This window comes from Frigoribacterium sp. ACAM 257, assembly GCF_007954365.1.
Lineage (GTDB): Bacteria > Actinomycetota > Actinomycetes > Actinomycetales > Microbacteriaceae > Frigoribacterium.
Window position 1 is genome coordinate 1 of the sequence record NZ_VOLO01000005.1, and the last position, 12,548, is coordinate 12,548.

At 73.0% G+C, this 12,548-nt stretch carries 13 protein-coding genes; 5 read left to right on the forward strand and 8 right to left on the reverse strand.

The features are described from left to right. Nucleotides 1-408 precede the first annotated feature (408 nt). Both ES689_RS13035 and ES689_RS13040 read right to left on the reverse strand, forming a co-directional pair. Nucleotides 409-996 (reverse strand): hypothetical protein, encoded by a 588-nt coding sequence (locus ES689_RS13035; RefSeq protein WP_146905432.1) that lies wholly within the window; start codon nucleotides 994-996, stop codon nucleotides 409-411. 69 nt (nucleotides 997-1,065) lie between these two features. Beyond that, on the reverse strand, nucleotides 1,066-1,371 hold the full coding sequence (locus ES689_RS13040) for a Dabb family protein (RefSeq protein ID WP_146905435.1): 306 nt from the start codon (nucleotides 1,369-1,371) through the stop codon (nucleotides 1,066-1,068). Nucleotides 1,372-1,636: 265 nt separating this feature from the next. On the opposite strand from ES689_RS13040, the gene ES689_RS13045 reads away from it, so the two are divergent. From ES689_RS13045 to ES689_RS13055, 3 genes are all read left to right on the forward strand, one after another. Next, nucleotides 1,637-2,089: a phage holin family protein gene (locus ES689_RS13045; RefSeq protein WP_223269604.1), complete on the forward strand. Its 453-nt coding sequence runs from the start codon at nucleotides 1,637-1,639 to the stop codon at nucleotides 2,087-2,089. A gap of 129 nt (nucleotides 2,090-2,218) precedes the next feature. Next, on the forward strand, nucleotides 2,219-2,626 hold the full coding sequence (locus ES689_RS13050) for a hypothetical protein (protein ID WP_146905440.1): 408 nt from the start codon (nucleotides 2,219-2,221) through the stop codon (nucleotides 2,624-2,626). Between the two features lie 201 nt (nucleotides 2,627-2,827). After that, entirely contained in the window at nucleotides 2,828-3,865 is a 1,038-nt protein-coding gene (locus tag ES689_RS13055; protein WP_146905443.1) for a hypothetical protein, read from the forward strand. A 287-nt stretch (nucleotides 3,866-4,152) separates the two neighbouring features. On the opposite strand, the gene ES689_RS13060 is transcribed toward ES689_RS13055, so the two are convergent. From ES689_RS13060 to ES689_RS13085, 6 genes are all read right to left on the reverse strand, one after another. Beyond that, nucleotides 4,153-4,998, reverse strand: a complete 846-nt coding sequence (locus ES689_RS13060; RefSeq protein ID WP_146905446.1) for an ABC transporter ATP-binding protein — start codon at nucleotides 4,996-4,998, stop codon at nucleotides 4,153-4,155. After that, nucleotides 4,995-6,026, reverse strand: coding sequence for an iron chelate uptake ABC transporter family permease subunit (locus ES689_RS13065; RefSeq protein ID WP_146905870.1), 1,032 nt, complete (start codon nucleotides 6,024-6,026; stop codon nucleotides 4,995-4,997). Before ES689_RS13065 ends, ES689_RS13060 begins: the two co-directional genes overlap by 4 nt. A gap of 59 nt (nucleotides 6,027-6,085) precedes the next feature. Beyond that, entirely contained in the window at nucleotides 6,086-7,132 is a 1,047-nt protein-coding gene (locus ES689_RS13070) for an iron ABC transporter permease (RefSeq protein ID WP_223269605.1), read from the reverse strand. Between the two features lie 36 nt (nucleotides 7,133-7,168). Next, entirely contained in the window at nucleotides 7,169-8,206 is a 1,038-nt protein-coding gene (locus tag ES689_RS13075; protein WP_146905449.1) for an iron-siderophore ABC transporter substrate-binding protein, read from the reverse strand. 713 nt (nucleotides 8,207-8,919) lie between these two features. Beyond that, the gene (locus ES689_RS13080) at nucleotides 8,920-9,975 is read right to left on the reverse strand and encodes a TerC family protein (protein WP_146905451.1); all 1,056 of its coding nucleotides are present in this window, start codon (nucleotides 9,973-9,975) and stop codon (nucleotides 8,920-8,922) included. Between the two features lie 149 nt (nucleotides 9,976-10,124). Then, nucleotides 10,125-10,661, reverse strand: coding sequence for an SRPBCC family protein (locus ES689_RS13085; RefSeq protein WP_146905454.1), 537 nt, complete (start codon nucleotides 10,659-10,661; stop codon nucleotides 10,125-10,127). A gap of 179 nt (nucleotides 10,662-10,840) precedes the next feature. On the opposite strand from ES689_RS13085, the gene ES689_RS13090 reads away from it, so the two are divergent. Beyond that, nucleotides 10,841-11,764 (forward strand): PfkB family carbohydrate kinase, encoded by a 924-nt coding sequence (locus ES689_RS13090; protein ID WP_146905457.1) that lies wholly within the window; start codon nucleotides 10,841-10,843, stop codon nucleotides 11,762-11,764. Between the two features lie 53 nt (nucleotides 11,765-11,817). Further along, a complete protein-coding gene (locus ES689_RS13095) occupies nucleotides 11,818-12,432 on the forward strand; it encodes a DUF1992 domain-containing protein (protein ID WP_146905460.1) in 615 nt (204 codons plus the stop codon). The last annotated feature ends 116 nt before the right edge of the window (nucleotides 12,433-12,548 follow it).

The following is a 12,548-nucleotide window of genomic DNA, read 5'->3' on the forward strand; positions in this document are numbered from 1 at the left end:
CGACGGGGCGGCGGAGGACGACGAGCCGGAGCCGGCGTCGGTGGAGGAGCAGGCCGCGAGGCTGAAGATGAGGGCGCCGGAGGCGACGATGCCGAAGGCGGACTTGGTGATGGTCTTGCGTGAGATGTTCACGATGTTTCTCCTTGTCTGTGGTTCCCGGTGGGGAGTTGACAGGGGTTCGCCACCCTCACTGGATGAGATTGGTGCGTTACCTGACCGTTACCTCCAGCCAGCTGGCCAGCCAGCCAGCCGCAGCAGTATTCAGGAACCGGCGGTGCGAGGGTCCTGAGTCGTGCACAACTCAGGACGAATGTGTCCTGAGTTGCGCGACTCAGGACCCATGTTCCTGAATGAGGAGAGGGAGAGCGCGAACAGGGCGCGCGCGGGCGGCCGGGGGACGGCGGGGCGTCAGGGGTCGAGCAGGACGCGCATGGCCTCGGTGAGGACGCGGTTGCCGGCTCGCAGCGCCGCGACCTCCGCCTCGAGGGCGGCGATCTCGCCGGTGCGGTGCGTCCGAGCGGGTGCGGCGACGGCGGCCCCGACAGGAGGCGCGGGCCGGGTCTCGACGTCTGGCCCGGCGAGCGTGTGCGGGACGCTCGGTCGAGGTCGCGGCTCGTCCGACTCTGCCTCGACCTCCGTGGGCGGCTGCTCCGCCTCGACGTCCGGCTCCGCCTCGACGTCCGGCTGCGCCTCGGCGTCCGGCTCGGGCTGGACCTCGGCCGCCGACTCCTGCGCTGCCTCCGCCTCGGGCGCCGGCGCGGGCTCGATCCGCGTCGTCACGACCTGCGAGAACTTCGGGCGGCGCTTCCGGGCCGGCTTCTCGGGCTCGGGCGCCGCCTCCTCGACCCAGGCTCGCAGCGTCTGCTGCGGGATGCCGAACTCGTCGGCGACCACCGTGAGGACGTTGCGGTCGCCCGGCTTCGTGGCCCGGCGCTCGAGGACCCGTGCCGTCGCCGCCTGGCGCGTGTCGTCGTCGTACCACTCGTCGTAGGGCATGCGCCGATTCTAGGGACGGCCGCGCGCTCGGGGCAGCGGCGCCTCCGGCCGGCCGCGAGCGACCGCGCCCTACGCCGCGATGTCGAAGACCACGACCCGGGCCGCCGAGTCGCGCAGGAAGCCCGCGACCGGCAGGTGCTCGGGGTGCGGGAGGTACGCGTCGAGAGCGGCGCGGTCGCGGAAGCGGACGACGAGCATCCAGTCGAAGCCTCCCTCGAGGCCCTCGCCGCTGACGGTGGGGCCGCTCGAGACGGACAGCACGCCGTCGATCGTCGTCAGGTGCTCGTCGGACATCGTCGTGGCCTGCGCGGACGCGTCGACTCCGTCGTTCCACTCGGCCAGCACCACGTGCAGCACCTCTGTCGTCTCGGCCATGTCGTGTCCCTCTCGTCGTCGACCGGCTCCCGGTCGCTCGCTCCAGCCTGGACCCCGAGGAGGCGCGGCGCCGGGCACGCAGACGGGGAGCGCGACGGGACGGTCGGGGCGTGATGGCCGGGAGGCGAGTGCCGGGCCTCGCGAAGCTGGGAGCGAGCCGGAGGTGCGTGACGGGAGGGGAGCGGGACACGACTTGATGGGGAGCCCTGCACCGCACCTCCCACGAGGATCGCGGGCGGCCGGGGCCGAGACCAGGAGGCACCCCGTGACCGACAAGGGCACCGACGACAAGAGCACCTCGGACGACGTCCGCAGCGGACCGCGTCTGCGCGACCAGCTGGGCAGCCGGGCCGACCAGCTGGGCAGCCGTGCGATCGAGCCCATCGTGAAGGCCGTGCGCGGCGAGATCGGCAAGGCGAAGGCCGAGGTGGCCGACCGTGCCAAGAGCGCGCGGGCCGGGCTCGTCCTCGTAGGGGTCGGCGTCGTGCTCGCCGTCGTCACCGTCGGGCTGCTCGCGGCCGTGGTCGTCGCCGCCCTCGCCGTCGCGCTGCCCCTGTGGGCCGCGACGCTCATCGCCTTCGCCGTGTTCGCCCTCGCCGCGGCGGTCGTCGTGAAGGTCGGCGTCTCGGCGCTGGGACGCGGAGTCCCGCCCGTCCCGAAGGACACGATCGCCGAGCTGACATCCCGCGGCGACCAGCCCGCGACCGCCCGCGACTGACCACCCGCACCTCCGACAGCACCGCACCCGCCAGGGCTGACCTGCGCCTACGATCCGCAGCACCACGACACCCCGCGAACCACACCACGAACCACGGTCCGCTCATCGCGGCCAGACGAGGAGACACCCGTGAGCGAGTCCTTCAGCGAGAAGGCGAAGCGCGCCGCCAGCCGCGCCCTGGACGAGGCGGAGCGCCGCTGGGCGGCCCCGGGCGAGCAGGTCGACGACGGTCGCAGCAGCAGCAGCAGCAGCAGCGGCAGCGGCGGCAGCGGCAGCGCAGACCGGCTGCTGCAGAAGGCGAAGGAGGCGGCGTCCGAGGTGCTGGACCGCGCCCAGGACCGAGGCGAGCGCTTCGCCGACAAGGCCGGCCGGGCCACCGCCGACGTCGTCGACCGCACCGTGGGGTCGCTCGACCCGGACGACGAGGGCGCCGGGGTCGGGGCGTTCGTGCGCCGGAACGCCCGTCGTCGACCGGTCGCGACCGTCGTCGCGGCGGTGCTCGTGGGCGTCGCGATCGGCAAGACCATCAGCCGGTAGCGGGCACCGCAGCCTGGGCCACCGTGGTCGCGGGCGCAGGGGTTCGACACAGGGCTTCCCAAGCGGCCGCAAATCAGTGACACTTGCTCAGAACCTTTCTCGATGCGACGGCGCACTCCTGCGCGCAGACGCCGTGATGGGGGGATCACCGTTCTGCCGCCCCTCACTCGGCGCGGCTCACTCTGAGAAAAAGGATCACCTGTGAAGCAGTCCCGCATCTTCTCCGTGGCCGTGGCGTCCGCCGCGGTCATCGGTTCCGTCGTCGCCGTCTCCGGCACGGCGAACGCCGTGTTCGACCCCACCACCGCCGACCGCGTCACCACGAACGACCAGCTCGGCCAGGAAGTGCCCGGCACGCCCTACCCCGCGACCGGCTGGTTCCTGGGCGACGTGGCGGCTCCCGCCGGCGAGGTCACCTTCGACGGTGCCGGCCTCAACTCGGCCGGCGGCGACGTCCAGGTCCTCAACGCCTTCGACGCTCCCGCCAGCACCCTGACCGACCTCGTCCTCGACGCCGACTTCGCGTCTGTCGGCGACGCCACCTTCCAGGTGCCGATCTTCGCGAACGCCACCGGCACCGGCACCGACTTCACGACCCTGCGTCCCGTCCTGACGGGCGACGAGGGCTTCACCGCCACGAGCCAGTGGGTCACCTCGCAGGCGCTCGGCACCTACGCCGCCGGCGCCGTCGCGACGCTCGCGGAGTTCCAGGCCCAGATCGCCGTCATCGACGCCGCCGGCGACCCGGCTGCCGACGCCGCGATCCTCGCCTACGGCTTCATCACCCCGTCGCCCCTGGCCTCGTCGGTCCAGGCCGTCGCGTTCGGCGACGAGAGCACCTGGTTCATCCCCGCGCCCACCGGCACGTACCAGCCCGCGACCGTGACCGTCACCCAGGCCCGGACCACCGGCATCACCGTCGACGGGGCCGGCTTCTTCCCGAACGAGGAGCTCGAGGTCTACTTCGTGGACGAGAACGCCCAGGGCGCGAGCCCGCTGGACGTCGTCCTGACGGCCGACGCCCAGGGACGTGTCCAGGACACCGTCGTCATCCCTGCCGACGCCGTGCCCGCCGCGGGCTCGTACGTCATCACCATCGGCGGCCTCGAGTCCGGCGTGATCCTCCAGGGCGCCGTCACGGTCACCGCCGACGCCGTCGTCGCACCCGTGCCCGTGCCCGCCGGCCCGACCGCTCCGGTCGCCGTCCCCGTGCGCGCGAACGCCGCCTTCACCGGCTAGTCAGCACAGTCGCACAGCGACGCCAGCACCGCCCGGAGGGCCGTCCGACGAGAGATCGTCGGGCGGCCCTCCGTCGTGTCCGGCGCGACTCAGCCTGCGAGACGCGTCGCTGCCGCACGGTGCCGGCTGCGAAAGCCGACCGGCACGCCTGCAACGACGGGATATCCGGGGGTTGCGGGCTGCTGGGCAGCCTGATGGTCGGCAGGTGCGGAGGTGCGGACTTCCGGAGGCGCGCAGAGGCGACCGCAGGAGGTGCGCGAGCGGCGGGCGGGACGCACCCGCGCCTCCTACGGCGCCGGTTCGGACGAGGACTCGCGGCGCTCGGGCCACTCGCCGACGACGTGGTGCCGTCCGAGCGGCAGCATCATCGGCGCACCCGTCGTCGGGTCGTCGACGACCCGGCTGTCGAGGCCGAAGACGGCGCGGACGCAGTCCTCGGTCAGCACCTCGTGCGGCGTGCCGGCGGCGTGCACCCGGCCCTCGGCGAGGGCGACGAGGTGGTCGGCGTAGCGCGCGGCCAGGTTGAGGTCGTGCAGCACCATCACGACGGTGGTGCCTCGGCTGCGGTTGAGGTCGGTGAGCAGGTCGAGCACCTCCACCTGGTGGCTCACGTCGAGGAACGTCGTGGGCTCGTCGAGCAGCAGCACGTCGGTCTGCTGCGCCAGCGCCATCGCGATCCAGACTCGCTGGCGCTGGCCGCCGGACAGCTCGTCGACCGAGCGGTCGGCGAGGCCGGTGGTCTCGGTCGCCTCGAGCGCCTCGGCGACGGCGAGGTCGTCGGCCGAGCTCCAGCGCGAGAGCAGGCCCTGGTGCGGGTGCCGCCCCCGGCCGACGAGGTCGGCGACCGTGATGCCCTCGGGCGCGACGGGCGACTGGGGCAGGAGGCCGAGCGTCCGGGCCAGCTGCCGCGCGGGCGTCCGGTGCACCTCGGCGCCGTCGAGCACGACCTGCCCGGCCCGCGGCTTGAGCAAGCGCGACATCGAGCGCAGCAGCGTCGACTTGCCGCAGGCGTTCGCGCCGACGATCGCGGTGATGCGGCCGGGCGGCACGACGAGGTCGAGGTCGTCGACGACGACGCGGTCGCCGTAGCCGAGGGTGAGTCGTCGGGCGACGAGCGTGTGGTCGGTGGTCACAACGAGCCTCCGGCACGGTTGGTGCGGACGATGAGATAGATCAGGTACGGGGCGCCGAGCACCCCGGTGACGACCCCGACGGGGAACCGCGTGCCGAGCGCGAACTGCCCCACGACGTCGGCGACGAGCACCAGCAGCGCCCCGACGAGCGCCGACGGCACCAGCAGCGAGCCGTGCGGCCCGACGATCCGGGCCGCGATCGGGCCGGCCAGGAACGCGACGAACGCGATCGGCCCGCAGGCCGCGGTCGCGAACGAGATGAGCCCCACGGCCGCGAGGATGACGACCAGCCGCGTGCGGTCGACCCGCACCCCGAGCGCCGAGGCCGTGTCGTCGCCGAGCTGCGTGACCGAGAGGTCGCGCGAGCGCGAGAGCAGCACGGGCGTCAGCACGACGAGCGCGACCAGCACCGGGACGACCTGCGGCCAGTTCGTGCCGTTGAGGCTCCCCGTCAACCAGCGCAGCGCCTCCTGCAGGTCCCACTGCGCCGCGCCCGACAGCACGTAAGCCGTCAGGCTGTCGAGCATCGCCGCGACCCCGATGCCGACGAGCACGAGTCGCGTGCCGGCGACGCCGCCCTTCTTCGACAGCAAGTAGACGAGCACCGCTACGGCCAGCCCGGCGGCGATGGCGAAGGCCGAGACCTGCGCGTCGTCGAGCGAGAGGGTGACGATCGCGAACGCGGCGGCGGCGCTGGCGCCCGAGCTGATGCCGATGATGTCGGGGCTCGCGAGCGGGTTGCGCAGCATCGTCTGGAACGTCACGCCGCCCAGGCCGAAGCAGAGCCCGGCGGCGATCGCGAGCACGGCCCGCGGCAGTCGCAGGCGGCCGACCGTGAAGGAGGCGCCGGGCACGTCCTCTCCGAGGACCACGCCGAGCACGTCGCCGGGCCCGTAGAAGGTGCGCCCGACCATGAGGGTGAGCACGAAGACGACGAGCACGGCGGCGGCCAGCAGGCCGATCACGGCACGGCGGCGACGGCCGCGACGCGCGCGGCCGCGGGCGACGTCGGCGGCGACGCTCGCGATCCGCGCGGCACCGGCAGCCGTCGAGGAGGCGCCCCTCGCGGAGCGCAGGTCGGCGTCGCTCACAGCGCCCTCAGCTTCGCGCGGCGCACGATCCAGATGAAGAACGGAGCACCGATCAGCGCCGTGACGATCCCCACGTCGATCTCGGCGGGCCGGGCGACGACGCGCCCGACGACGTCGGCGGCGGTGAGCAAGACCGCGCCCCCGACCGCCGAGAACGGCAGCAGCCAGCGGTGGTCGACGCCGGTCAGCAGCCGGCAGGCGTGCGGCACGACGAGGCCGACGAAGCCGATCGGGCCCGTGACGGCGGTCGCGGCGCCGCAGAGCACCACGGCGCCGAGGGCCGACAGCCCGCGGACGACCGCGACGCGCTCGCCGAGGCCTGCCGCGAGCTCGTCGCCGAGGGCCAGCGAGTTCAGCGCCTTGGCCGACAGCAGGCAGACGACGAGCCCGACGACGAGGAAGGGCAGCACCTGGCCGAGGCTCGAGAACGTGCCGCCGCCCACGCCGCCGATCTGCCACGAGCGGATGTTCGCCGAGATGTCGCCGCGGGGCAGCGCGACGGCCGTGATGAACGAGGCGAGCGCGGCCGAGGTCGCGGCACCGGCCAGGGCCAGCTTGAGGGGAGTGGCGCCTCCTCGTCCCAGGGACCCGACCGTGTAGACGAACAGGGCCGTGGCGGCCGCGCCGAGGATCGCGACCCAGACGATGCTGGTCGCGGCGCTCAGGCCGAAGAACGCGAGACCGGTGACGACCGCGAGGGAGGCGCCTGTCGTGACCCCGAGGATCCCCGGGTCGGCCAGCGGGTTGCGCGTCACCCCCTGCATCACGGCCCCGGCGACGGCGAGGGCCGCTCCGGCGGCGACCGCGAGCAGGGTGCGAGGGATGCGCTTCGCGACGGAGGCGCGATCGAATCCGTCCGTCGCGCCTCCCAGTGCTGCCAGCACGTCGTCGAGCGACACCGAGCGCGAGCCGATCGTCAGCGACAGCACCATGACGACGACGAGCACGCCCAGCAGCGCGAGCAGCCAGGCGGCACGGAGACGCCTCGGACGGCGCACGGCGGCGACGTCCGAGGCGGCCCCGGAGGTGGTGGTGAGGGTCACGCTGCTGCTGACTGCTCTCGACGGCTCGGCTGGTGGCTACTTCTGCGACGCCTCGGCGAGGAGGTCGGCGTACTCGGCGAGGATCCACGAGATCGACAGGGGCGTCGGGTTCGCGGCCGTGCCCAGCGGGCCGGTGCTCGGCAGCGCGACGATCGCCTTGTTCGCCACGGCGGGCATCTGCGACAGGACGGGGTCGCCCTCGAGCGTCTGGACGAGCTCGTCGTCGCCGTACGTGACGATCACGTCGACGTCGTCGAACGTGTCGGCCGTCTCGGCGCTCTGCGTGAGCGAGAACAGGTCGGTCGAGTCGGACGCCTCCTGGATGCTCGCGGGCTGCTGCAGGCCGAGGTCGTCGAAGAACTGCACGCGGGTGTCGTGCGTCGTGTAGAAGCTCACCTCGCTGAGGTCGTTCGTGTCGACGTGCGTGAGGAACATCGCGGTCGAGTCGGTCAGCTCGGGGTGCGCGTCGGCGACGTCGGCGATCTCGCCCTCGAGGTCGGCGACGAGCTGCTCGCCCTCGTCGGCCATGCCCATGGCCTGGCTGTTGTAGGCGATCATGTCGCGCCACGAGGTGCCCCACGCGGTCTCGGGGTACGCGACCACGGGAGCGATCTCGCTGAGCGTGTCGTAGTCCTCCTGCGTCAGGCCGGAGTACGCGGCGAGGATCACGTCGGGCTCGGTGTCGGCCACGGCCTCGAAGTCGACCCCGTCGGTCTCGTCGAACAGCACGGGGGCCTCGCCGCCGAGCTCGTCCAGCTTCTCGGTCACCCACGGAAGGACGCCGTCCCCGTCGTCGTCGCCGAAGTCCGCACGCGCCATGCCGACCGGGACGACGCCCAGCGCGAGGGGCACCTCCTGGTTGGCCCAGTTCACCGTGGCGATCCGCTCGGGCTTCTCGTCGATCGTCGTCGTGCCGAGCGCGTGCTCGATCGTGACGGGCGTGAAGTCGCCGGACGCTGCGCCGTCGGTGCTGCCGCCGTCGGTGCCGGTACCGGCACCGGTCGAGCAGGCGGTCAGGCCGAGGGCGAGGACGGAGGCGGCGCTCAGGGCGAGGAGGCGCGAGGTGCGGGACATGGGGGCCTTCCGGAGGGGGGCGAGGGGAGGAGGTGCGGTCGAGGCGGTGCGGACCTGCTGCGGCGAGTGCCACGGCTGCGGGAGGCGTGGCGGACGTGCTGCGGGCACGACGGATCGCCCGGTGTCGGGGAGGGCACGCCGGGTGCGTGCCGCGTCGACGGACAGCCCCTCTCGCCGGTGCTGTCCGGTTCGGGGGCCCTCACGGGTGATCGCCGTGTTAGGTGTGCCTAACCTTATCTGGAGCGACGGGTGTCGGCAACCTCGTCCCGGCCGCAGATGCCGACCGGGAGGCTCCGCGATCGTGGGACACGCCCCGCGTGGAGGTGCATCCCGGGCGTGTCAGTCGGCATCTGCGGAGGTGTGGCCACTGGCGACCCCAGACCGAGAGTGATCCTGTTCCGCGCGGCGGCGGGAGCCTGCGGCGGCGGCCCGGCTGAGGTCGATCACTCTCAAATTACGGCGCAGGTGTGAGCGGGGGCGGGGAGACAGCACGCTCTCGATGTGAGGCGACGCGAGAGCGACGAACCTCCGCGGAACATCGCGTCGCCTTGTCGCTGTCGCGTGGGCTCACCGGCCCCGCGCGAAGGTGAGGTCAGATCCCGGGCGAAGGAGGCGGCGGCCCGGACACAGCAGAACGCCGCGCCCCCGAGACGGGGACGCGGCGCTCTGCGGCGGTGCGGTGCGGTGCGGTGCGGGCGGGCAGAGCCGGCGGGCTAGTGCGCCGAGCTGTCGTCCTTCCGCGAGGCGGCCGAGTCGTGCGCGTGCGTGATCGGCTCGCCCTCGACGGTCTCGCGCTTCTTCTTGTCGGCGTCGCCGCGGGTCTTGGCGAGGCTGGCCACGGTCGCGACCGTGATCGTCGCGCCGATGAAGAGCAGCGACAGCCAGATCGGGATCTCGGGCACCCAGAGCAGCGGCTCGCCGCCGTTGATGAAGGGCACCTCGTTGACGTGCAGGGCGTGGAACACGAGCTTGACGCCGATGAAGGCGAGGATGACCGCGAGGCCCTGCGACAGGTAGACGAGGCGCTCGAGCAGCCCGCCGATCAGGAAGTACAGCTGGCGCAGGCCCATCAGAGCGAACGCGTTGGCCGTGAAGACGATGTACGCCTCGTTGGTGAGGCCGTAGATCGCCGGGATCGAGTCGAGCGCGAAGACCAGGTCGACGAAGCCGATCGCGATGACGCAGAGCAGCAGCGGCGTGACGAAGCGCTTGCCCGAGACCTTCACGGTGAACTTGTCGCCGTTGAAGTCGTCGTGCACCGGCAGGATGCGTCGCGCGACACGGACGAACATGTTGTCGGCCGCGTTGCCGCCGTGGTCGCCCTTGAGCTGCTGGTAGGCCAGCACGAAGAGCAGGGCGCCGAAGATGTAGAAGACCCACGAGAAGTTCTCGATCAGCGCGGCGCCGGCGGCGATGAAGCCGGCGCGCATGATGAGGGCGATGACGATGCCGATCATCAGCACCTTCTGCTGGTACATCCGAGGGATGGCGAACCCGGTCATGATCAGCAGGAACACGAAGAGGTTGTCGATCGACAGCGCCTTCTCGGTGAGGTAGCCGGCGAAGTACTCGCCGCCGAAGCCCCAGCCGCTCGTGAAGCCGATGCCGACGCCGAAGAGCAGCGCGAGGCCGATGTAGAAGGCCGACCAGCGAGCGGACTCGCCGATCGTGGGCTCGTGCGGCTTGCGCACGTGCGTGAAGAACTCGTAGACGAAGAAGGCGATCGTCACACCGATGGTGATGAGCCAGGTGGTCAGGGTGATGTTCACGGGGGTCTCTCCGCAGAGGTCGGGCTGTGAGGCAGCGGGCCCTGCGCACGCGCGGCGAAGGGGGTCTGATCGACCGTAGGGCGATCAGCGCTGTCAGCGTGCCCCCAAGCTGCCTCGACACTGCTGTGAAGCTGCGGCCCCTGCAAGCTTCAGACGGTAGAGCCCTCGACGTCGGGAGCGCGACCCGAGGAGGCGGCGACCCGGTCGATCTCGGCGGTCACGCCTCCCAGGACCTTCGTCATGTACGGCCCCCAGAGCAGCCGGACCACGGCGCGGACCAACAGGCCGCGGCCGGGCTTGGCGTCGAACGAGTACTGCCAGCAGACGCGCGTGCCCGAGCCCTCCTCGTCGTGACGGTCCAGGGGCTCGTACCACCACTCGGCACGGCCGCGCTCGACGAGCGAGCGGAGGGGGCCGCGGAAGTCGCTCAGCTCGTAGACGAACAGCGCCGGACGGGCCACGGTCACGAGCGTCTCGACGAGCTGGCCGCCGCCGGAGAGCTCCAGGCGACGGGTCTGGCCCGGGGCGTCCCAGGGGCCGGTCTGCCCGTGCACGGCGACGACGGCCGGCAGGGGGCCGGAGCGCGGGTAGAACCCGACCGGCGTCATCGGGGTCCCGATCTCCCACGCCCGCTCGAGGGACGCCGTCGTCACTCCCTCGCGGATCGCGCTCGCTGTGGTGGTCATGAGGATGGTTCGGAGTCACCCGCCCGGGGGACTGGTCGGTCTGCGCGCGCTTACCGTCGCCTCCTCGGCTCGCACATCACAGAGTCGCCCGGGAGACCGCTGGGAGCCGCGCACCGCACCACGTGGTTCGTTCTGCCTGTCAGCCGTCGCACCCGCGGGGCCCCACCGAACGGACCACCATGACAGGCCGAGTCGCCGTCTTCGCTCCCTCTCCCGTGCTCACCGTCACCGTCGAGGACCACGGCGCCGGCGCCGACGTGCACGTCCACGCGGGCGGGCAGGGGCTCTGGCAGGCCCGGATGCTGCAGACGCTCGGGGCCGACGTCGTCGTGGTCGCCGCGCTCGTCGGCGAGACGGGCTCGGTCGTCGGGCACCTCTGCGACGACGAGGGCGTGCCGCTGCTCTCGGTCCGCCGCGAGGGGCGCGGCGCGGCCTACGTGCACGACCGCCGAGACGGCGAGCGGGACGAGCTCGTCGAGACCCCCGGCGACGCCCTCAGCCGGCACGACCTCGACGAGCTGTACGGACTCGCCCTGCGGGCCGGGCTCGAGTCGGACGTCACGGTGCTCAGCGGCCCGTCCGGCGACGACACCCTGCCCGTCGACGTCTACCGACGCCTCGCGGCCGACCTGCGGGCCGTCGACCGCGTCGTCGTCGCCGACCTCGCCGGCGAGCGGCTGGAGGCGGTGCTCGAGGGCGGCGTCGACGTGCTCAAGGTCAGCGACCAGGAGCTGCTCGCCGACGAGCTGATCACCGAGAGCACCCCGGAGCAGATCGTCGAGGCGATGCGCGACCTGCGGCTGCGCGGGGCGTCGTCGGTCGTGGTCACCTGCTCCGACCTGCCCACCTTCGTGCTCGACGGGCCGGGTGCGCGCGTCTTCGAGGTGAGCGTGCCCTCGATGCACGTCGTCGACACCCGCGGAGCCGGCGACTCGCTCACGGCCGGCGTGGCCGCCGTGCTCGCCGCGGGCGGCGGACTCGAGGAGGCGGTCGTCACGGGCACCGCGGCCGGCGCGTTGAACGTGACCCGCCACGGGCTGGGCTCGGGCGACCCGGACGCGATCGCGGCGCTGCGCGCGGTCGTGAGCGTGCGCGACCTGTAGCCCGCCTCCGGCCTGCGGGGACCGCTCGGCGGGCGCGGCGTACCCTCGACGGCATGTCAGCGGAGGAAGGCGCCCCGACGGCCCACGGCGACCCGCGCCGCAGCGACCCGCGCGTCGCCGCCGCGCGCTACCGGGCCGAGGGCGAGCGACCGCCCGACGACGCCCCGCGCGACACCCGCACCGCTGCCGAGATGCGCGCCTGGGCTCGCACCGCGATCGACCTCGCGGTGCAGCGCGGCGAGTTCGACGACCTGCCCCTGGCGGGCAAGCCGCTGCCCGGCCTGGCCGGCGGCACGGTCGACCCCGACTGGTGGATCCGTGGCCTGATCGAGAGGGAGGGGCTCACCGGCCTGGCGCCTCCTGCGCTCTCGCTGCGCACCGAGCACCAGCAGCTCGACGACGTGCTCGACGGCCTCGGCACGGAAGCCGCCGTGCGTGCCCACCTCGACGACTTCAACACGCGGATCGTGGAGGCTCGGCGCCAGCTGACCGGCGGACCTCCCGTCGTGACCCCCACCCGAGACGTCGACGACGAGCTGAGGAGGTGGCGCGAGCGCCGCGAGGACCGCCGCGCGGCCCGTGCGGCAGCCGTCCCGCCCGCCCCGCCGACCTGGCGCGAACGACGCGCGCTGCGCCGTGAGCTGAGGAGGCGGCGGCACGATGGGTGAGGTCGCTCACCCGCCGTCGCTGACCCGGATGAACCTGGGAGCCGACTCGGATCGGGGGACGAACCGCGATACAGTCGGATGTTCCCTCCTGACCGACCTACCGTGAGGACCGCCCG